We start from the raw sequence: 20,589 nt of genomic DNA, 5'->3' as shown, positions 1-20,589 counted from the left end.
TCCGCATGTCCGAAGTGGTCGCCTCCAATCCCGACAAGCCGAGCACGCTGCGGACGCATGCTGCCCGTAGCTGGCTCAGCCGTGCACTCGACAGCGACATCTTCTATTCGTTTCGCCGCTCCAAGCTGACCATGGTGGCGGCGGCCATTACCGTGCTGTTCTTCCTGCTCGCAATCTTTGCCTCCGCGCTCGCGGTGCAGGACCCGTTCGATCCCGCGCAGCTCCAATTGATGAATTCCCGGATCTCACCGCTCTGGACCGCCGACGGCCAGAGCCCGTTCCTGCTCGGCACCGACGAGCAGGGCCGCGACGTGTTCTCCGCAATTCTCTACGGGCTGCGCATCTCGCTCGCCGTCGGCGTGGCCGGCGTAATCTTCGCCGGCGCGCTCGGAATCGCGCTCGGTCTGATCGCCGGCTATTTCGGGGGCGCGGTCGACGGCGTGATCATGCGGATCGCCGACGTGCAACTCACTTTCCCTGCCATCCTGATCGCGCTGCTGGTCAACGGCATCGCGAAATCGATCCTCGGCAACCGGCTGGATGCAACCAGCATGCTGGTCGTGCTGGTGATCTCGATCGGCCTGAGTTTCTGGGTCGGGTACGCCCGGACGGTGCGCGGTTCCGTGATGGTCGAGAAGAACAAGGATTACGTGGCTGCCGCGCAATTGATCGGCCTTCCCGCACCAAAGATCATGTTCCGCCATGTGCTGCCGAACACGATGGGTCCGATCCTGGTCATCGCCACGATCAACCTCGCGCTCGCCATCATTACCGAGGCGACACTGTCCTTCCTTGGCGTCGGCCTGCCCGACACAATGCCCTCGCTCGGCACGTTGATTCGCATCGGCAACAACTACCTGTTCGCGGGCGAATGGTGGATCGTGGCCTTTCCCGGTATCGCGCTCGCTGCCTTGATCCTGTCGATCAACCTGCTCGGCGACTGGCTGCGCGACGCGCTCAACCCGAAGCTCCGATGAGCAAACCTTTGATGAGCAAGATTTGGATGAGCAATACTTGGATGAGAGCGTCTCGCTCATGACCGAACCCATCCTCTCCGTGCGCAATCTTCAGGTGGAGTTCGCCTCCCGCCGGGGCACGCTACGCGCCATCGACGGCGTCTCCTTCGATATCGCCAAGGGCGAGGTGCTGGGCGTGGTCGGCGAATCCGGCGCCGGCAAATCGGTCACCGGGCTCGCGGTGATCGGCCTGATCGATCCGCCCGGCCGCATCGCCGGCGGCGAGATTCGTCTTGCGGGCCTGCGCATCGACAATCTGCCGCCAGAAGAGCTGCGCCGTATCAGGGGAAAACGGATCGGCATGATCTTCCAGGACCCGCTCACATCGCTCAATCCGCTCTACCGCGTCGGCGACCAGCTCATCGAGACGATCCGGACCCACCTCAATCTGTCCGAGACCGCCGCACGCCGCCGCGCCATCGACCTGCTTGCCGAAGTCGGAATCCCCGCGCCCGAAAAGCGCATCGACGGCTATCCCCACGAGTTCTCCGGCGGCATGCGCCAGCGGGTGGTGATTGCGCTGGCGATTTGCGCCGAGCCGGAGCTGATCATCGCGGACGAGCCGACCACCGCCCTCGACGTCTCCGTGCAGGCGCAGATCATCTCGCTCATCAAGCGCCTCGGACGCGACCACGGCACCGCCGTGATGCTGGTGACCCACGACATGGGCGTCATCGCGGAGGCGTCCGACCGTGTCGCAGTGATGTATGCCGGCCGCGTCGCCGAGATCGGCCCGGTGCAGGACGTCGTGAGAAATCCGCTGCATCCCTATGCCAAGGGCCTGATGGGCGCGATCCCGACGCTTGCCGGCGACGACAAGCGCCTGGTGCAGATCCCCGGCTCCATGCCGCGCCTGTCGGCGATCCCGCGCGGCTGCTCGTTCAATCCACGCTGCGCATTCGCATTCGATCGATGTCGCGTGGAGAGGCCGGAGCCGCTGCCGCGCGGCACGCAATCCGTTGCCTGCCACCTCTATGACAACGTGCCGGCGGAGAGCGCTGCATGAGCACTCCCTTCGTCCAGGCCACGAGTTTGCGGCGCGTCTTCGACGTCTCGAAGCCCTGGCTCAACCGCGTGCTCGAGGGCGGCCATCTCGAATATCTCAAGGCCGTCGACGGCGTCACCTTCGACATCAGGAAGGGCGAGACTTTTGCACTGGTCGGAGAGTCCGGCTCGGGCAAGACCACGGTGGCGCGGATGGTCGTCGGCCTGCTGCCGCCGAGCTCCGGCAACGTCCTGATCGACGGCGTCTCGATGACCGACCCGCGGCAGGCGCCGGCTCGGCGAAAGCTGCGCCGCCGCATCCAGATGATCTTTCAGGATCCCTATGCGAGCCTGAACCCGCGCTTCCGGGTCGACGCCATCATCTCCGAGCCGATCCGCGCTTTCGACCTGATCCAGGGCGAGCGCGACATCCAGGCGCGCGTCGGAGAGCTTCTCAGCCTTGTCGGCCTGCATCCCGACGACAGGTTGAAGTTTCCGCACGAATTCTCGGGCGGCCAGCGCCAGCGCATCGCGATCGCGCGGGCACTCGCCTCCGACGCGGAGTTCATCGTCTGCGACGAGCCGACCTCGGCGCTCGACGTCTCCGTGCAGGCGCAGATCCTGAACCTGATGCGCGACCTCCAGGACAAGTTCGGCCTGACCTACATGTTCATCAGCCACAACCTCGCCGTGGTCCGCCACATGGCGAGCCGCGTCGGCGTGATGTATCTCGGACGCATCGTCGAGATCGCAGAGGGGCGCGAGCTGTTCGCCCGTCCACGCATGCCCTACACCAAGATGCTGCTGGGTGCCGTGCCTGATCTCGCCATGAGCGGCCGCCAGCGCATTCCGGTGAAGGGCGAGATCCCGAACCCGATCAACCCGCCCCCCGGCTGCGCCTTCAACCCCCGTTGCCCGCTGGCGTTCGATCTCTGTCGCAAGGAGGCCCCGGAACTGATCGACGGGGTCGCCTGCCACGCCGTCAACACCGCTTCGGTCCCGGCGTGACGCGCGCGTGCCATGCAGCCTGCGCATTTGGCGGCGGCTTGGCCCTGTGATCAATTGCGCGCGCCGCAAATGAGGTAGTCCATGGCCAGCAATGTCAATCCCGATCCTTTCACGACGCGCCCCGAGATCGAGGGCACCTTCGGGGTCGTCGCGACCACGCACTGGATCGCGACCGCCGTCGGCATGGCCATCCTGGAAAAGGGCGGCAACGCCTTCGACGCCGGCGTCGCCACCGCTTTCACGCTCCAGGTGGTCGAGCCGCATCTGAACGGTCCCGGCGGCGACGTGCCGATCATCGTGCACGACGTCAAGCGCGGTCGCACCGAGGTGATCTGCGGCCAGGGTCCGGCACCGGCCCGCGCCACCATCGCGCATTACAAGAGCGAAGGCCTCGACATGGTGCCCGGCACCGGCCTGCTCGCGGCGTGCGTCCCCGGCACCTTCGAATCCTGGATGATGCTGCTGCGTGACTATGGGACGATGCGCGTGCGCGACGTGCTGGAGCCTGCGATCTCTTATGCGCGCGACGGCTATCCTCTGGTCGAGCGCGCCTGCGCCACGATCCAGATTGTCGAGCAATTGTTCCGCAAGCACTGGCCGACGTCGGCCGCCGTCTATCTCCCGAACGGCGAAGTGCCAAAACCCGGCACACTCTTCACCAACAAGACACTTGCGGCGACCTACGCACGGATTCTGAGCGAAGCCGAAAGCGACGGCGGCGACCGCGACGCCGAGATCGAGCGCGCCCGAAAGGCGTGGTCGCATGGCTTTGTGGCGGAAGCCATCGACAAATTCTGCCGCACCCAGGAGGTGATGGACGTCAGCGGCTCGCCGCATCGCGGCGTGCTATCGGCCGACGACATGGCGCGCTGGCAGCCGACGGTCGAGGCGCCGCTGACCTACGACTACGGCCGCTACACAGTGTGCAAGGCCGGGGTCTGGAGCCAGGGCCCGGTGACGCTGCAGCAACTCGCGCTCCTGAAGGGCTTTGCGCTTGACGGGCTCAATCCGACCGGTCCGGAATTCATCCACCTCCAGATCGAATGCGCCAAGCTCGCCTTTGCCGACCGCGAGAAATTCTACGGCGACCCCAAGTTCAGCGATATCCCGATCGCGACGCTGTTGTCGGACGCCTATAACGACGAACGACGCAAGCTCGTCACCGACAAGGCTTCGCTCGACTTCCTCCCCGGCTCGATCGAGGGCTTTGGCGGCGTGGTCAAGCTGCGCCGTGCCGAGGGGCAGCGCGAGGCGGTCGGCGCGCTCGGCGCCGGCGAGCCAACGGTGGGGCGTTTCGGCGAGGTGCGCGGCGACACCGTGCATTTCGACATCATCGACAAGGCTGGCAACATGGTGTCGTCGACGCCGTCGGGCGGCTGGCTGCAATCCTCTCCGATCATTCCGGAGCTCGGCTTCTGCCTCGGCAGCCGCGCCCAGATGTTCTGGCTGGAGGATGATCACCCCGCGGCGCTCGCGCCCGGCAAGCGACCGCGCACCACACTCTCACCCACCATGGCATTGCGTGACGGCGAGCCTTACCTGGCATGGGGCTCGCCCGGCGGCGACCAGCAGGATCAGTGGATCACGCAGTTTTTCCTGCGGCACGTCCATTGCAACCTCAATCTCCAGGAAGCCATCGATGCGCCGGCCTGGCATTCCGAGCACTTTCCGATCTCGTTCTGGCCGCGTACCGCGCGCCCCGGCGTGCTCGTGGTCGAGAACCGCGTGCCGAAGGCGACGATCGAGAATCTTCGCGAACGCGGACATATCGTCGAAGTCGGATCGGACTGGTCGGAAGGCCGCCTCACCGCGGCCTCCCGCGTCGGTGTACGACGGCGCGCCGCCGCCAATCCGCGCGGCATGCAGGGCTACGCCGCAGGGCGCTAAAGGGCAGCATATGACCTGGTCGATCATCGCGCGAGATTCTGCCACCGGTCAGTTCGGCATCGCCGTTGCCACGCGCTTCTTCGCCGTCGGCGCGCGTGTCCCTTATATCGCTGCCGGTCTCGGCGCCATCGCGACGCAGGCCTTCGTCAATCCCTATTACGGCATCGACGGCGTCAAGCTGCTGCGCGAGGGTCTCAACGCGCACGACGTGCTGGCCGCCCTGCTCGCGACCGACGATGGCCGCGAGAGCCGCCAGATCCACATCATGGATGCGAGCGGCGAGATCGCGGCGCATACCGGGCGCGACTGCGTCGACTGGTGCGGGCATATCGCGGGCAGCGGCTTTTCGATCGCCGGCAACATGCTCGCGGGCGCCGACGTGCTCGACGAGACCGCAAGAACCTACATCGCCAATGACAGCCTGCCCTTCCCGCGCCGCTTGCTCGCCGCGATGCGCGCGGGCGAGGCCGCCGGCGGGGACAAACGCGGCAAGCAGTCCGCCGCGCTCCTGATCCATGGCGAGGAGGAATGGCCGGTCCTGGACGTACGTGCCGACGATCATCCCGATCCGCTCGGCGAGCTCGAACGGCTCGAACAAGTCAGCCAGGAGCTGTGGGTTCACTTCCGCGACTCGATGCCAACGCGGCAGAACCCGGCAGGCAACACCGATCGCAGCGTCATCGACGCCAGCATCGCCGCAGCGCGCGCAAAACGGTCATGAACGCGAGCCTCCTCATCGAGATCAGGGATCTCCGCATCCGTTTTCACGGCGACGACGGCCGCATCACCCACGCGGTCGACAGCGTCGATCTCAGCGTCGCCAACGGCGCGACGCTCGGCCTCGTCGGCGAATCCGGCTGCGGCAAGAGCGTGACCTCGCTGGCGATCATGGGCCTGCTGCCGAAGCAGGGCGCGGAGATCTCAGGCGCGATCCGTTTTGACGGCTTCGATCTGTTGCAGGTACCAGACCAGATATTGCGGGACCTCCGCGGCAACCGGCTCGCGATGATCTTTCAGGAGCCGATGACCTCGCTCAATCCGAGCTTCACCATCGGCGACCAGATCATCGAGACGATTCTGCGCCACCGCGGCGGCTCACGCCGCAGCGCGCGCGACCGGACAATCGAACTGCTGCGTCGCGTTCACATTCCCTCGCCCGAGCGGCGGATCGACGAATATCCGCACAAGCTCTCCGGCGGCATGCGCCAACGCGTCATGATCGCGATGGCGCTCGCCTGCGACCCGCGGCTGCTGATCGCGGACGAACCGACCACCGCGCTCGACGTCACCTTGCAGGCGCAGATCCTCGAGTTGATGCGGGAATTGAAGGCGGCGAGCGGCGCCGCGATCATCCTGATCACCCACGATCTCGGCGTCGTCGCCGAAGTCTGCGATGAGGTCGCCGTCATGTATGCCGGCGAGATCGTCGAACGCGCGCCGGTCGACGAATTGTTCTCGGCGCCGCAGCATCCCTACACCGTCGGCCTGCTCGGCTCGATCCCGCGGCTGGACCATCGCGCCGAACAGCTTGCCACGATCGAGGGCATGGTCCCGAACATGATGCACCCCCCCGCGGGCTGTCGTTTCGCCGCGCGCTGCCCTTTCGTGCTGGACGCCTGTACCAAGGCACCGCCGCCGCTCGTCGAAGCGAGCCCCGGCCACCTCTCGCGCTGTATCCGCGCGCCGCTCGAACGCCTGGTGTCCTGATGGCGCTGCTCGAGGTCGAAGGCCTGGTCAAGCATTTCGTCGCCGAGCGCTCGCTGTTCGGCCGGGCGCTGGCGCATGTCAAAGCGGTTGACGGCGTTTCCTTCTCGCTGGAGGCCGGCAAGACGCTGGCGCTGGTCGGCGAATCCGGCTGCGGCAAATCCACCGTCAGCCGCCTGGTGCTGCGGCTGATCGAGCCGGATGCAGGCACAATCCGTTTCGAAGGCCGCGATCTCCTCTCCCTCGACGCCGTCGCGCTGCGCGCCTTCCGCCGCGAGGCGCAGATCATTTTCCAGGATCCCTACGCCTCGCTCAACCCACGCATGACCGTCGGCCAGATCCTGACCGAGCCGCTGGCGCTGCATGATCTCGTGCCGGCGGCACAGCGGCGCGAGCGCGTCGAGAAGATCTTGCGGCTGGTCGGGCTGGAGTCGCGGTTGGCCCGGCGTTATCCGCACGAATTCTCCGGCGGCCAGCGACAGCGCATCGCGATTGCCCGAGCGCTCGCGGTCGAGCCAAAACTGATCATCTGTGATGAGCCGGTCTCGGCGCTCGACGTCTCGATTCGCTCGCAGATCCTCAATCTGCTGCGCGAACTCCAGGACCGGCTCGGCCTCGCCTACATTTTCGTCTCGCATGACCTCGCCGTGGTCAAGCACATCGCCGACCATGTGGCGGTGATGAGTCTCGGCCAGATCGTCGAGACAGCGGCGGCGGACGCGCTGTTCGCCGCACCCCGCCATCCCTATAGTCGGGCGCTATTGTCCGCGATCCCCGTGCCTAAACCGCGGGCAAAGCGCAGCCGGATCGTGCTTCAGGGAGAGATCCCCAGCGCGCTGAATCCGCCGCCGGGATGCCGCTTCCACACTCGCTGCCCCTATGTGGTCGAGCGCTGCCGCAGCGAAATGCCACAGCTGCTGCCGGATGGCATCGGACATGCAACGGCGTGCCACCGAACGTCGGAACTGCCGTCGTCCGAGGCGATCGTACCGTCGGACGGGGGCTTCTCGCCGGTTCTTGAAAAATTGGTCGCCGCCTTCAGCGGCGGCCCGGAAGCAGCACGCGCCGGCGGGGTTAGTTCATTGAGGACCGACCCGGCCTAGCCGTCAAACAGAGGGTGAGAGCGATGAGTTTCATGCGTTTGGCGATCCTGACGTCGGCATTGCTGACGTCGCTCGTGGGCGGCGCCCAGGCCCAGACCACGCTTCGCATCGGCATCGCCGAGGACCCCGACATTCTCGACCCCAGTGTCGGCCGCACCTATGTCGGCCGCATCGTATTCTCCGCCTTCTGCGACAAGTTGTTCGACATCGACGAGAAGCTGAACATCGTGCCGCAGCTCGCGCTGTCACACGAGACCTCGGCCGACGGCAAGGAGATGACGATCAAGCTCCGACCCAACGTCAAGTTTCATGACGGCGAGCCGCTGGACGCGGAGGCCGCAAAGTTCTCGATCGAGCGTCATATGACGCTGCCGACCTCGTTCCGGAAGCCCGAGCTTGCCAGCGTCGACCATGTCGAGGTCGTCGATCCCCTGACCATCAAGCTGGTGCTCAAGACCCCCTACTCGCCGCTGATTGCCCAGCTCACCGACCGCTCCGGCATGATGGTGTCGCCGAAGGCGGCGAAGGACGCCGGCGACAAGTTCGGCCTGCATCCGGTCTGCGCAGGACCTTACAAATTTGTCGAACGCGTCCAGCAGGACCGCATGGTGTTCGAAAAATTTGCCGACTACTGGAACAAGGACAACATCCATATCGACCGGGTCGTATTCCTGCCGATCGTCGATGCCACCGTCCGCCTCGCCAATCTGAAGTCCGGCGGACTCGATTTGATCGAGCGCGTGCTCGCCACCGATATCAAGGACGTGCGCGCCGATTCCCGGCTGGTGCTGTCGACGGCGCCCGAGCTCGGCTATCTCGGCCTGACCGTCAACATCGGTAACGACAAGACCAAGGGGCCGCTGAGCCAGTCGGCCAAAGTCCGCCAGGCGCTCGACCTTTCCATCGACCGCGAAGCCCTCAATCAGGTCGTCTTCAACGGCGAGTTCACGCCGGGCAATCAATGGGTCAGCCCGACACATCCCTATTACCAGAAGGCCTTCCCGGTCCACGGCCGTGACATCGCGAAGGCGAAAGCGCTGTTGAAGGAAGCCGGGGTCACGCTGCCCGTGACCGTGGATTACATGATCCCCAAGGGCGCGGAGAATGAAGCCGTCGCCCAGGTGGTCCAGTCGATGGCCGCGGAAGCGGGCTTCGACATCAAGATCCGCGCCGTCGAGTTCGCGACGACCTTCAAGCAGGCCCAGGCCGGCGAGTTCCAGGTTTTCCAGATCAACTGGAGCGGCCGCATCGATCCCGACGGCAATTCCTACATCTTCATGCGCAGCAAGGCGGCGCAGAATGACGGCGTGTACGCAAACCCGGATGCCGACAAGTTGATGGAAGATGGACGGATGACGTCCAATGTCGAGGAGCGCAAGGCGATCTACCAAAAGCTGGCGAAAATCCTGCTCGACGATCTGCCCATCATCTACATCTATCACCGCACGCTCTTGATCGCGCATACGACCAAGCTGCAGGGCTACAAGCAGATGCCCGACGGGCTGGTGCGGGTGGTCGGGTTGAAGTTCAAGTGATCGAGGCCGCCTCCAGGACGCGATCCGAGCCATGCTGAACTTCCTCGCCCATCGCATCGCGCAGATTGTGCCGACACTGTTCTTCGTGTCGGTGCTGATCTTCTCGCTCCAGCAATTATTGCCGGGCGATCCCGCGCTGGTGATGGCCGGGGAGGAGCGAGATCCCGCCGTGATCGAACAGATCCGGCAGCAGTATAAGCTCGATAAGCCGATCCCGGTACAGTACGTCTATTGGCTCAAGGGCGTTCTATCAGGCGATTTCGGCGAGTCCCTGCGCAACAAGATGCCGGTGCGCGAGCTGATCGCGCAGAAGCTGCCGGTGACGCTCCAGCTCGGATCGATGGCGATCCTGATCGCGTTCTTCATCGGCATTCCCGCCGGCATCGTCTCCGCCGTTAAGAAGGGTACCGCCTGGGACTATGGCGCGAATTTGTTCGCGCTATGGGGCATCTCGACGCCGAATTTCTGGCTCGGCATCATGCTGATCTTCCTGTTCTCGATCGAACTTGGCTGGCTGCCGGCTTCGGGTTACGTGCCGCTCACCGAAAACTGGCGCGCGAGTCTGGCTGCCACCATCATGCCCGCCTTCGTACTCGGCAATGCGATTTCCGCGGTTTTGATGCGGCATACCCGCAGCGCCATGCTCCAGGTGCTGGAAAGCGATTATGTCCGCACCGCGCGCGCAAAGGGACTGTCGGAACGCTCGGTCATCCTCAAGCACGCCATGCGCAATGCGCTGACGCCTATCATCACGCTTGGCGCGCTCGAGCTCGGCACATTGCTGTCAGGCGCCGTGCTGACCGAACAGATTTTCTCCATTCCCGGCTTCGGCAAGCTGATCGTGGACGCGGTGTTCAACCGCGACTATGCGGTGGTGCAGGGTGTGGTGCTGGTCACGGCGACGGTTTACATTACCCTCAACCTCGTTGCCGACGTCGCCTATGTCCTCGTCAATCCGCGGCTAAGGGGCTAGGCGATGACCGACGCTGCGCTATCTGCAAGTCCCACCACCCAGGCCTACGAGCTGGACAGCCCGGCGCGCCGCGCGCGGCGGCGGCTGTTCAAGCGCAAGGCGGCGGTATTTGGACTTGTCGTCATCGCCTTGTTCATCGGCTTCGCGCTGCTTGCGCCACTCGTCGTGCCCTATGATCCCATAGCGACGAGCTGGAGCCTGGTGCGCAAGCCGCCCACCGCGGCGCACTGGTTCGGCACCGACGAGCTCGGCCGCGATATCCTGAGCCGTGTCGTCTACGGCGCGCGCGCATCGCTGCTCGCGGGCCTGATCTCGGTTACGATTGCGCTCGGCATCGGCGTGCCGCTCGGCCTGCTCGCCGGCTATCGTGGCGGTTTTGTCGATGCGCTGATCAGCCGGATCACCGACGCGATGCTGGCCTGCCCGTTCCTGATCCTGGCGATCGCACTCGCCGCGTTCCTCGGTCCGAGCCTCGGCAACGCCATGATCGCGATCGGTATCTCAGCCACCCCGATCTTCATCCGCCTGACGCGCGGGCTGGTGTTGAACGTCAAGGCCGAGGATTATGTAGAGGCGGCTCGCGCGCTCGGCAATCCGCCGTGGCGGGTCGCATTTTCGCATATCCTGCCGAACATCCTGCCCCCGCTTCTGGTGCAGGCGACACTGTCGATCGCCGCCGCCATCATCGCCGAAGCAGCGCTGTCCTTCCTCGGCCTCGGCCAGCAGCCACCCGCGCCGTCCTGGGGCAGCATGCTCAATGCGGCACAGCGCTTCTTGACCCAGGCGCCCTGGATGGCGATCTGGCCGGGGCTTGCGATCTTCCTCGTGGTGCTGTCGCTGAACCTGCTCGGCGACGGCCTGCGCGACGCGCTCGATCCGCGCCAGCGCTAGATCACCATCTCCCGCATCACCCGGCGGCAATCCATCTCGTATTCGAGATCGACCACCGGCGGCCGGGCATAGTGCCAGGACAGGCCGGAGCGCAGCGCGCCGCGGCGGACCAGCTCGTCGACCAGCGCGTGGTGGAAGTCGTGCACGGAATAAGCCTGCACGCCGGTCGTGTCCTTCCAGCCGAAGCCGAAGGCCGTCATCCGGTTCTCCATCTGCGAGGTCGTCGTGAAGCGGACCTTTTCGCGAAGGCCCTCCGGGCTGAGGTCGCGGTAGCGCACGGTACGCTCGACATAGGATCCGCTACCCTCGCGCGCTTCGGCGCCGCCGGCGATCACGAAGCTCGGCGTCCTCGAGCTCGTCGGCCGCGTGAAGGAGAACGCATAGAACGACGGCTCGGCCGGCGGATCGATCTCGGGACAGACATTGCTGCGCGCCACCGGATTCGTGGTGCCGTCGAAGATGCCCCATTCGGACAGCGTCTTAACATAATGCAGGTTGAACGCGCGAAAACCGTCCTCGCTGAAGGCCGCCGGTGAGCGCAGCTCACAGGCGCAGAACGCCGTCAGTGGCCGCCCCGCCTCCTGGATGTATTTCGCCGCAAGCGCAAACCCTTCCGCGAGCGGCACCGGGCGGTCGAAGCGGACGCGCTCGATCTCATAGCCGTCATCCGCGGCCGCACCGGCTGAATACTGGAACACGGACGGGATAAAGCGGTAATTGCCGGCGGAGAATTCGCGTGTCATGTCGGACTCCTATTCCAGTTGCATGCGAATACCCTTGGCGCCGTTGAGCAGGCGCTTCAGGTGAAAGCCGGCGAGGGAGTCGTCGGCATGCATTCCGACCAGCGCGGCAAAAGCCGGCATGGCGGCGCCGTCACCGGCCTCCATCTTGGCAAAAGCCTCGGAATACAGCGCCGTTTCCGGCGCAGCGAATTGGGCCTGCGCCAGCGGCTCGAACGCGCGCAACGGCTCGCTGCGTCCGCGCAGCAACAGCTCGCCGACGGGACGGCCTTGAAAATTCTCAGCCGCCTTGGCGACGCTGGCACTGACGCAAATCCGTGTGCCCAGATGCTTGTTTGCGGTTTCCAGCCGCGCCGCGATGTTGATGGAGTCGCCGTACGCGGTGTAGTCGAAGAACCGGTTGCCGCCGAAATTGCCGACCAGGGCCGGCCCGGCGTGAACGCCGATACGGGTGGTGCCGAAATTCACGCCTCTCGTCTTCCAGCGTGCGGAAAAATCCTCCGCCCAGGCGTCGAGACCGTGCGCGCAGGCGACTGCGCGTGTCGCATAATCGGGCTGATCGCCGGGCGCGTTGAAGAGCACCTGGATCGCATCGCCGATGATCTTGGCAACTGTCCCCTCTTGGGCGAAAACGACCTCGGTCATCCCGCCGACATATTCGTTGAGAAGCGCGCCCAGCGTCTCCGGGGGCACACTCTCGACCAGCGAGGTGAAGCCGGTAATGTCGGTGAAGATGGTCGCTACATCGCGCCACTGTACTTCGATTCCCTTACCTTCGCTCCCTGCCGCGAGACGCTTGGCGAGCTCGGGCGAGAAATGACGCGACAGCGCGGCGTGGGCGCGCTCCGCCTCCGCCTGGCGGCCTCGCACCTCACGCAGCATTTCGATGTGGCGGATGGTCTTCTGGATCGTCATCTCCAGGTCGGCGAAGTCGATCGGTTTGGTCAGGAAGTCGAACGCACCGCGGTTCATCGCAGTGCGGATATTGCTCATGTCGCCATAGGCCGACACGATGATGGTGGACTTCTTGTCTTCGGCTTCCTGGAGCTTCGCCAGCAGCGACAGCCCGTCCATCCGCGGCATGTTGATGTCGGAGACGACCATGTCGACATGCGGATTCTGCTCGAGCGACTGCAGCGCCTCGAGGCCATCGCGCGCGAACATGATGGTCACCAGCCCATCGCGAATCTGCCTGCGGAATTTTTGCAGGACCAATGCCTCGAGATCCGGCTCGTCGTCGACGAAGAGAATGGTCGCGGTCATGCGGCTTGCTCGAGCCTCGTGTCGATTTCCTGCCGCAGCAGCGCGAAATCGATCGGCTTGGTGAGAAGTCCGACCGCGCCGCGCTCGATCGCCTTCCGGCGCGTCTCTGCATCGCCATAGGCGGTGATCATGATGACGGGAACGTCAGGATGCGCGTCACGCACCTTCGGCAGCATGTCGAGCCCGCTCATGCCGGGCATGTTGATGTCTGACAGGATCAGGATCAACGAGGGATCGCGAACCTCGGCGGCGAGCTTCAGCGCATCGGGCGCAGACGGCGCGAATTCCATCTGGAAGCGGCCGGCGCGCAGGTCGCGCCGGAACTGCTGCCGGAACAGCGTCTCGACGTCGGGTTCGTCATCGACGACCAGGATGTAAACGTTCAAGACTTGCCTCCGGAAGTGTCGCCCGCCGCCATTATGCGCGGCAGGGTGATGATGAACTCGGTGAATACTCCGGGCTCGGTGTTCACGTCGATGGTACCGCCGTGCTGATTCACGACGATGTCATGGCTCATGGAAAGGCCGAGCCCGGTGCCCTCGCCGGCCGGCTTGGTGGTGAAGAAGGGATTGAACATCTTCTCCTTCACCTCGGGCGGAATCCCGGTGCCATTGTCGCGAATACGTACCTCGAGCTTATCGCCGAGATTTTTCGTTTCCGCGCGCAAGGTGGGCTCGAAGGCGTCTGTGGCGCTCTCCTTGCGCTTTGCTGTGGCGTAGAAGCCATTCGAGATCAGATTGAGGAAGACGCGAGTGATTTCCTGCGGATAAATATCGACCATGCCCGCCGCGGGGTCGAAGCTGCGCTCGATCGTGACGTTGAAGGCGGGTCTTTCGGCACGCGCGCCATGATAAGCGAGATTGAGGCTCTCTTCCACGATCGCGTTGATATCGCTGGGGCGATGCTCGCCGGAGCCCTCGCGCGAATGCAGAAGCATGTTCCTGACAATGGAGTCGGCGCGCTTGCCGTGCTGCACCACCTTTTCGAGATTGCTCTTGAGCATGCCGGTCAGCTCTTCGACCTCTTCCTTGGTCTTGCCGTCGAGCGAGGCCGTTTGCAGGGCCTCGTTAAGCTCGTCGATCAACTCCATCGACACCGACGAGAAATTGTTGACGAAATTGAGCGGATTCTTGATCTCATGCGCGATCCCCGCCGTGAGCTGACCGAGGGACGCCAGCTTCTCGGTTTGGACCAGGCGGTCCTGCGCGGCGCGGAGATCTTCGAGGGATTGCGACAGCTCCGTCGTACGCTTGCGCAACTCGTTCAGCAGTCGCGTGTTCTCGATAGCGATGACGGCTTGCTTCGTGAAATTCTCAACCAACGCGATTTGCTTATCGGTAAACGGCCGGACCTCCTTGCGATAAACTGCGAGCGTTCCGATCAGCTCATTTTCCCTCATCATGGGCACTATGACGATCGTGCGGGCGCCGGCGACGTCGGAGATTCCACGAATGGTCGGGCCTCCGGCAAGATAGGCCGGAGTTTCCTGCACATCATGAACATGGACGACCCGGCGTGTCCTAACGACCACAGCAAGTGCGCTCTCCGGATGAGGACGGATCGGCAGGTCTTTTCGCGAAGCCGCGAACGCAGGCGGCACATTGTAATCCGCAACAATCGTGAAACTCTCGCCATTCCACAGATTCATTACGCCGAAACTCGCGCCACAGACGCGTGTGGCATTCTCGAGCATCTTGTGGAACACCGGTGTGAGTTCGCCCGGGGACGAACTGATGACCTGCAACACTTCCGACGTAGCGGTCTGTTGCTCGAGCGACTCGGTCAACTCAGCCGTTCTCACCTCGACCTTTTTTTCCAAATCCGCATAGGATTCCTGCAGGCGCTCGCCCATGTGGTTGAACTGGTCCGCGAGCCCCTCGAGCTCGTCGCCGGTCCTGATCGAGATCCGCTGGGAGAAATCGCCGCCGCCGATGCGCTCGGCGCCGCTCCGCAGCGCCTGGATCGGCCCGACCATGCGACGCGCCAGGAATATCCCGGCGAGCACCGCGAAGATCGACGCCGCGAGCAGCACGAAGGCAAGCCGTTCCAACGCAGCATAGAGCGCCGCATAGGCTTCCTCGACCGGCATCTCGACGAACATGGTCCAGTGCAGCGGCGCGATCGGAGCCGATGCGGTCAGCACTTTCTGTCCCTGGATGTTGCGCGCTTCGGAAAGCGCATCGAGCGTGGCGCCGCCTCCGGCCAGCGCGGCGCGCACCTGCGCGAGACCAGACATGTCGGTGTTGCGCAGGACCAGGCTGATATCGGGGTGCGCGATCAGGCGTCCCTCCGGACCGACCACGTAGGCGTGTCCGTGCTCGCCGACCTTGATCTGGGACACGACGTCCCAGATCAGCTTGAGATTGACCTCCGCGACGCTGACGCCCGCATCCTTGCGCGACCCGGCCTGCGCCAGTGTCATGTACGGCTCGGACTCCCTGCGGAAATAGACCGGGCCGTAAAAAACCTTGTGCGCGACCGCCTCGGTGAACTTCGGATCGTCCGACAGGTCGATCCCGCTGTCGATCGCGTCCATGGCGAGCCGCGAGACCCGCAGCCGCTCCCTGCCGGTCGCATCGATCTGGGCGAGCTCGGTGATGGCGGGCACCTGGCGCAGCAGCCGTAGCGCGTCGAACCGGCGCTGCTCGATCGAGCTCGCCGACCAGGGCAGCTGCGTGGTCCAGCCGAGCTGGCTCTCGATCTCCTTGACGAACTGACCGATCTTGGCCGCAGCCGCCTCGGCCTGTTCATGCTGAACCCGGATCAGCGCGGCCTTGTGCTCGCGATAATAGAAGAAGACCTCGAACAGGCCGTTGGCCAGCAGCGCGATGGCGACGACGGCCACGAACAGCGCGACATATTTGGTGAAGAGCCGGGTCCTGATCCCCTGCCCTGGCGTCGTGCTGGACGCGACGCCAGCCGGCGCCGCAGTCGGCAGCGCCCGTGCTTGCGGGGTATCGGGGTGGAGGGAAAGGCTCATCCCGCCGAACCTAGCAAGAAGACCGGACCTTGTCTCTCGCGAGCGCGGGAAAGCCTGATGGCAATCGGACCCCCGGGGCAAATAGAAAAGGGCGGCAGCGGAATGCCGCTGCCGCCCTCGGGTTAGCTTACCTGCGTCCTCAGGTTGGCCGCAGCGCCTTGGAGCCGAGGTCGAGATCGTTGACCTGCTTGTTCCGCTCGGAATCGGCCGCCGCGCGATGGTCGGTCGCCAGCACCACGTAAACCGCGGGCAGCACGAACAACGTGAACAGCGTGCCGATCGACATGCCGGCGACGACCACCAGACCGATCGAGAAGCGGCTGGCCGCGCCCGCGCCGGTCGCGGTCAGGAGCGGGATCAGGCCCGTCACCATCGCGGCCGTGGTCATCAGGATCGGCCTGAGACGGATGCGGGCCGACATTTCGATGGCTGAGCGGCGATCGAGCCGCTCGTTGATCTGGAGCTCGTTGGCGAACTCGACCATCAGGATGCCGTGCTTGGTGATCAGGCCCACCAAAGTCAGCAGTCCGACCTGGGTGTAGATGTTCATGGTCGCCACGCCGAAGAACAGCGGGATCAGTGCGCCGACGATCGCCATCGGGACCGAGATCATGATGACCAGCGGATCTCGCAAGCTCTCGAACTGCGCCGCCAGCACCAGGAAGATGATAATCAGCGCGAAGCCGAAGGTGACCGCGAGCTGGTTGCCTTCCTGCACATATTGCCTGCTGTCAGCTAGATAATCATGGCTGAAACCTTGCGGCAGGTTTTTGGCTTCGCTCTCGAGGAAGTCGACCGCCGCACCGACGGTCACGCCGGGCATCGGCACCGCCGAGAAGGTCGCCGAATTGAGCTGATTGTAATGTGTCAGCGAATTCGGCTCGGTCTTGGTCTCGATCGATACCACCGTCGAGAGCGGAAGCTGCTGGCCGGTGTTGGTTGTGACGTAGTAGCCGGCGAGCGATTCCGGCGAGAGCCGCTGGCCGCGCGGCACCTGCGGGATGACCTGATAGGAACGGCCCTCGAGATTGAAGCGGTTGATGTAGTTGCCGCCGAGCAGCACCGCGAGCGTGCTGCCGAGGTTCTGCATGTTGACGCCGAGATCCTGCGCCTTGGTGCGGTTGATCGTCACCTTCACGTTCGGCTGGTTGTAGGCAAGGTCGCTGTCGGAGACGATGAACATTCCGCTCTTGCGGGCGGCAGCCTTCAACTTCTCCATCTGTTCATAGACAGTCTGGAAACTGGCGGTGGAGTTGATGACCATCTGCACCGGCAGGCCGCCCGGGCCGCCCGGGAGCGGCGGCAGGTTGAACGCGAACGCCTGCACGCCCTCGATCTTGGAAAGCTCGGCCTGCACCAGCGACTTCAGCTGGATCGACGAGCGCTTGCGCTCCTCCCACGGCTTCAGCAGCATGCCGGCGATACCGCCCTGCGGGCCGTTGATGCCGTTCAGCACGAAGCGAAGATCGGTCTCGGGGAACTTCTGGAATTCCTTGTCGAGCTTCTCGCCGTAAAAGTCGACGTAGTCGATGTTGGCGTATTTCGGCGCCTTGGTCACCGCGAACACGATGCCCTGGTCTTCCTCGGGCGCCAGCTCCTTCGACGTGTGCATGTAGAGGAAGCCGACCAGCCCGAGGATGGTCACCGCAAACAGGCCGGTGATGGCCTTGTAGTCGAGCGAGCGATCGAGCCTGCGTCCGTACCACCGCGTCAGCGCGCCAAACACCTTGTTGACCAACTTGGCGAAGCGGCCCTCTTCGGTGTTCTTCAGAAGCACCGAGCACATCATCGGCGACAGCGTCAGCGCGATCACGCCGGACACGATCACCGAGCCCGCAAGCGTGAAGGCGAATTCGCGGAACAGCGAGCCGGTCAGGCCGCCAAGGAAACCGATCGGCGCGTACACGGCCGCGAGCGTGATGGTCATCGAGATGATGGGACCGACGATTTCGCGCGCGCCTTCCAGCGACGCCTGGACCGGCGTTTTCCCCTCCTCCAGATGGCGATGGATGTTCTCCACCACCACGATGGCGTCGTCGACCACGAGGCCGATCGCGAGCACCATCGCAAGCAGCGTCAGCAAATTGAAGCTGAACCCGAGCGCCAGCATCAGCGTGCAGACGCCGATCATCGACAGCGGGATGGTGACGACGGGAATGATGACCGAGCGGAACGAGGCCAGGAACAGGAAGATCACCACGATCACGATGATTACGGCCTCGCCCAGCGTCTTCTCCACCTCGTCGATCGAAGATTGGATGAACTTGGTCGAATCGTAGGCGACCTTCATCTTCATCGACGGCGGCAGATTGCGCTCCAGCTCAGGGAACAGCGCCCGCACGCCCTTGACCAGAGTCAGCGGGTTGCCCTGCGGCGTTGCCTGCACACCGATAAAGATCGCGTGCTCGCCGTTGAAGGCAACGCTCGCGTCGGTGCTTTGGGCCGCAAGCTCGACGGTGGCGATGTCCTCCATCCGCACGAAGCCGCCGTCCTTGGCCTTGACGATCATCTTCTTGAACTGGTTGACGTCGGTCAGGCCCGTATTCGTCGATACGTTTGAGACAATCAGATAGCCCTTGGTCTGCCCCGCCGCGGACTGGAAGTTGTTGGCGGTGATCGCGGCCGCGACATCCGCAGGCGACACGTTGCGGCCCGCCATCTTCAGGGGATCAAGCCACAGCCGCATTGCAAAGGTCTGACCACCGAGAATGTCGGCGGAGGCCACGCCGTCGACGGTCGACAGCACCGGTTGCACAACGCGCGTCAGATAGTCTGATATCGCCGAGCCCGACAGCTCTTCGGACGAGAATCCGAGATACATCACGGCCGTGGTCTGGCCCGTGGTCTTGGTGACGATCGGATCGTTGGATTCCTTCGGGATCAGGTATTTGACCGAGTTGGTCTTGGCCAGAACCTCGGTCAGCGCCTGGTTCGGATCGAAATTCAGCTTGATGTAGACCTGGATCGTCGAGGTGCCGAGTACCGAGGACGAGGTGATGTAATCGACACCTTCGGCGGAAGCGACCGCCTGCTCGATCGGCGTCGTAATGAAGCCCTGGATCAGGTCCGCGGACGCGCCCGGATAGACGGTCGTGATGTTGATGACCGTGTTCGACAGCTTCGGATATTGCCGGATCGGCAGCGTCGTTGCCGCGCGCAGGCCGATCAGCAGGATCAGCAGGCTGACGACGATCGACAGGACCGGCCGTTTGATGAAAATATCAGTAAAGCGCATCGCGGCGATCTCGATTTCGTTGACTTGCAAAGCGCATGACCCGGCCGGGCCGGATCATGCTGCGACGTGTGCGATGTCAGTATCGCGGCGGCTGCGCCGGAATCTGCGGAGCCGGGTCGGTCGAAATCGACACCGCCGCGCCCGATTGCAGCTTGAGCTGGCCGACGGCGACGACCTTGTCGCCCGGCTTCACGCCCTTGACGATTTCGACGCGGCCTTCGACCCGGTTGCCGGTCTGCACGAAAGTGCGCACCGCGCTCAGGCTGGTCTTGCCGTCCTCTTCCTTCTTCTCGGTGATCACGAACACCGAGTCGCCGTACAGCGTGTAGTCGACCGCCGTCTCCGGCACGGTGATCACGGCCGGCTTGTCCGGCAGCACCACAGTGGTGGTCACGAACATGCCGGGCTTCAGGATCTTCTCCGGATTGGAGATGGTCGCCTGCACGCGGATGTTGCGGGTGTCGGTCGAGATCTGCGGCTCGATCGTGGTGATCTTGGCGTCGAAGGTGCGGCCCGGATAGGCATCGACCTTCAGCCGAACCGGTTGACCGACCTTGAGGTTGCCCGAGTCCTTTTCCGTCACCGTGAAGTTGGCCCACAGCTCCGACAGATCGGTCAGCGAAACGATCGCCGTGCCGGCTGTCAGATACTGGCCGACCTCGACCTTGCGGACGCCGAGATCGCCGGAGAACGGTGCACGCACCAGCTTCTGCGAAATCAATGCCTCGGTCTTGGCAATTCCGGCCATTGCCTGGTCGTAGGCAGCCTGCGCCTGATCAACGGTCGCCTGCGGACCGAACTGGCGCGACGCCAATTGCTTGGCGCGGTCGAGCGACAGCTGCGCGACGGTTGCCTGCGCCTTGAAGCTCGCGAGATCGCCCTGCTCGGCCGCGTCGAACAATTGCACCAGCGGCGTGCCGGCCTCGACATGCGTGCCCGGCTCGAACTTGATCTCGGTGACGCGGCCGTTGACGTCGGCGCTGACGTCGACCTGGTGCACGGCGGCGAGACCACCGACCGCAGTCAACAGATTCGGCACCACCTCGGACTTCGCCTCGGCGGCGCTGACCGCGACCGGCGGCGGCTTGTTGTTGGCGAAGAACTGCTTGATCATCTGGCCGCGGAAATAATTGAACCAGACGAGGCCACCGACCAGCACGCCCAGAAGCGCTCCGATGATAACGAACCAGAGCACCGGCCGGACCGGACGCTTGGGAGCCTTGGTGTCGATCGGTTCGCCCGAAATCTTGTGTTCGGTTACGATGTTCAT

General features: G+C 64.1%; 16 protein-coding genes. 10 read left to right on the top strand and 6 right to left on the bottom strand.

The window, feature by feature from the left end; translation table 11 throughout:
• The first annotated feature begins 5 nt into the window (after nt 1-5).
• From IVB27_RS03385 to IVB27_RS03340, 10 genes are all read left to right on the top strand, one after another.
• Entirely contained in the window at nt 6-977 is a 972-nt protein-coding gene (locus tag IVB27_RS03385) for an ABC transporter permease (RefSeq protein WP_247441396.1), read from the top strand.
• Nucleotides 978-1,035: 58 nt separating this feature from the next.
• Nucleotides 1,036-2,022, top strand: a complete 987-nt coding sequence (locus IVB27_RS03380; RefSeq protein WP_247441395.1) for an ABC transporter ATP-binding protein — start codon at nt 1,036-1,038, stop codon at nt 2,020-2,022.
• The gene (locus IVB27_RS03375; protein WP_247349702.1) at nt 2,019-3,008 is read left to right on the top strand and encodes an ABC transporter ATP-binding protein; all 990 of its coding nucleotides are present in this window, start codon (nt 2,019-2,021) and stop codon (nt 3,006-3,008) included. Before IVB27_RS03380 ends, IVB27_RS03375 begins: the two co-directional genes overlap by 4 nt.
• An 81-nt stretch (nt 3,009-3,089) precedes the next feature.
• A complete protein-coding gene (locus IVB27_RS03370; protein WP_247441393.1) occupies nt 3,090-4,895 on the top strand; it encodes a gamma-glutamyltransferase family protein in 1,806 nt (601 codons plus the stop codon).
• 10 nt (nt 4,896-4,905) lie between these two features.
• Nucleotides 4,906-5,616, top strand: a complete 711-nt coding sequence (locus IVB27_RS03365) for a DUF1028 domain-containing protein (protein ID WP_247441390.1) — start codon at nt 4,906-4,908, stop codon at nt 5,614-5,616.
• Complete coding sequence (locus IVB27_RS03360; RefSeq protein WP_247441388.1) at nt 5,613-6,602, top strand: ABC transporter ATP-binding protein; 990 nt, start codon at nt 5,613-5,615, stop codon at nt 6,600-6,602. The genes IVB27_RS03365 and IVB27_RS03360 overlap by 4 nt, the downstream gene beginning before the upstream one ends.
• Entirely contained in the window at nt 6,602-7,702 is a 1,101-nt protein-coding gene (locus tag IVB27_RS03355; protein WP_247441386.1) for an ABC transporter ATP-binding protein, read from the top strand. Before IVB27_RS03360 ends, IVB27_RS03355 begins: the two co-directional genes overlap by 1 nt.
• A gap of 23 nt (nt 7,703-7,725) precedes the next feature.
• A complete protein-coding gene (locus tag IVB27_RS03350) occupies nt 7,726-9,237 on the top strand; it encodes an ABC transporter substrate-binding protein (protein WP_247441384.1) in 1,512 nt (503 codons plus the stop codon).
• Nucleotides 9,238-9,268: 31 nt separating this feature from the next.
• Nucleotides 9,269-10,210 (top strand): ABC transporter permease, encoded by a 942-nt coding sequence (locus tag IVB27_RS03345; RefSeq protein ID WP_247349695.1) that lies wholly within the window; start codon nt 9,269-9,271, stop codon nt 10,208-10,210.
• Between the two features lie 3 nt (nt 10,211-10,213).
• Nucleotides 10,214-11,101 (top strand): ABC transporter permease, encoded by an 888-nt coding sequence (locus tag IVB27_RS03340; RefSeq protein WP_247441382.1) that lies wholly within the window; start codon nt 10,214-10,216, stop codon nt 11,099-11,101.
• Here the strand turns inward: IVB27_RS03340 and cnbZ are convergent.
• The 6 genes from cnbZ to IVB27_RS03310 all read right to left on the bottom strand — a co-directional run bounded on the left by cnbZ (nt 11,098) and on the right by IVB27_RS03310 (nt 20,589).
• Entirely contained in the window at nt 11,098-11,844 is a 747-nt protein-coding gene (gene cnbZ, locus IVB27_RS03335) for a 2-amino-5-chloromuconate deaminase CnbZ (protein ID WP_247441380.1), read from the bottom strand. The genes IVB27_RS03340 and cnbZ overlap by 4 nt on opposite strands.
• A gap of 9 nt (nt 11,845-11,853) precedes the next feature.
• On the bottom strand, nt 11,854-13,104 hold the full coding sequence (locus IVB27_RS03330; RefSeq protein WP_247441378.1) for an adenylate/guanylate cyclase domain-containing protein: 1,251 nt from the start codon (nt 13,102-13,104) through the stop codon (nt 11,854-11,856).
• Complete coding sequence (locus IVB27_RS03325) at nt 13,101-13,490, bottom strand: response regulator (protein ID WP_247349687.1); 390 nt, start codon at nt 13,488-13,490, stop codon at nt 13,101-13,103. Before IVB27_RS03325 ends, IVB27_RS03330 begins: the two co-directional genes overlap by 4 nt.
• The gene (locus IVB27_RS03320) at nt 13,487-16,084 is read right to left on the bottom strand and encodes an ATP-binding protein (protein ID WP_247441376.1); all 2,598 of its coding nucleotides are present in this window, start codon (nt 16,082-16,084) and stop codon (nt 13,487-13,489) included. The genes IVB27_RS03325 and IVB27_RS03320 overlap by 4 nt, the downstream gene beginning before the upstream one ends.
• A gap of 139 nt (nt 16,085-16,223) precedes the next feature.
• Complete coding sequence (locus IVB27_RS03315; RefSeq protein WP_247350234.1) at nt 16,224-19,319, bottom strand: MexW/MexI family multidrug efflux RND transporter permease subunit; 3,096 nt, start codon at nt 19,317-19,319, stop codon at nt 16,224-16,226.
• 76 nt (nt 19,320-19,395) lie between these two features.
• Nucleotides 19,396-20,589, bottom strand: coding sequence for an efflux RND transporter periplasmic adaptor subunit (locus IVB27_RS03310; RefSeq protein ID WP_247441374.1), 1,194 nt, complete (start codon nt 20,587-20,589; stop codon nt 19,396-19,398).

The organism is Bradyrhizobium sp. 197 (genome assembly GCF_023073375.1).
Lineage (GTDB): Bacteria > Pseudomonadota > Alphaproteobacteria > Rhizobiales > Xanthobacteraceae > Bradyrhizobium.
Note: the sequence above shows the minus strand (reverse complement) of the source record. Positions and strands in the feature narration are given on the sequence as shown.

What these genes read in the sequence shown, in the direction of transcription:
- IVB27_RS03385 (WP_247441396.1), top strand. Translation starts at nt 6, where the DNA reads ATGTCCGAAGTGGTCGCCTCCAATCCCGACAAGCCGAGCACGCTGCGG.
- IVB27_RS03380 (WP_247441395.1), top strand. Translation starts at nt 1,036, where the DNA reads ATGACCGAACCCATCCTCTCCGTGCGCAATCTTCAGGTGGAGTTCGCC.
- IVB27_RS03375 (WP_247349702.1), top strand. Translation starts at nt 2,019, where the DNA reads ATGAGCACTCCCTTCGTCCAGGCCACGAGTTTGCGGCGCGTCTTCGAC.
- IVB27_RS03370 (WP_247441393.1), top strand. Translation starts at nt 3,090, where the DNA reads ATGGCCAGCAATGTCAATCCCGATCCTTTCACGACGCGCCCCGAGATC.
- IVB27_RS03365 (WP_247441390.1), top strand. Translation starts at nt 4,906, where the DNA reads ATGACCTGGTCGATCATCGCGCGAGATTCTGCCACCGGTCAGTTCGGC.
- IVB27_RS03360 (WP_247441388.1), top strand. Translation starts at nt 5,613, where the DNA reads ATGAACGCGAGCCTCCTCATCGAGATCAGGGATCTCCGCATCCGTTTT.
- IVB27_RS03355 (WP_247441386.1), top strand. Translation starts at nt 6,602, where the DNA reads ATGGCGCTGCTCGAGGTCGAAGGCCTGGTCAAGCATTTCGTCGCCGAG.
- IVB27_RS03350 (WP_247441384.1), top strand. Translation starts at nt 7,726, where the DNA reads ATGAGTTTCATGCGTTTGGCGATCCTGACGTCGGCATTGCTGACGTCG.
- IVB27_RS03345 (WP_247349695.1), top strand. Translation starts at nt 9,269, where the DNA reads ATGCTGAACTTCCTCGCCCATCGCATCGCGCAGATTGTGCCGACACTG.
- IVB27_RS03340 (WP_247441382.1), top strand. Translation starts at nt 10,214, where the DNA reads ATGACCGACGCTGCGCTATCTGCAAGTCCCACCACCCAGGCCTACGAG.
- cnbZ (WP_247441380.1), bottom strand. Translation starts at nt 11,844, where the DNA reads ATGACACGCGAATTCTCCGCCGGCAATTACCGCTTTATCCCGTCCGTG.
- IVB27_RS03330 (WP_247441378.1), bottom strand. Translation starts at nt 13,104, where the DNA reads ATGACCGCGACCATTCTCTTCGTCGACGACGAGCCGGATCTCGAGGCA.
- IVB27_RS03320 (WP_247441376.1), bottom strand. Translation starts at nt 16,084, where the DNA reads ATGAGCCTTTCCCTCCACCCCGATACCCCGCAAGCACGGGCGCTGCCG.
- IVB27_RS03315 (WP_247350234.1), bottom strand. Translation starts at nt 19,319, where the DNA reads ATGCGCTTTACTGATATTTTCATCAAACGGCCGGTCCTGTCGATCGTC.
- IVB27_RS03310 (WP_247441374.1), bottom strand. Translation starts at nt 20,589, where the DNA reads ATGAACATCGTAACCGAACACAAGATTTCGGGCGAACCGATCGACACC.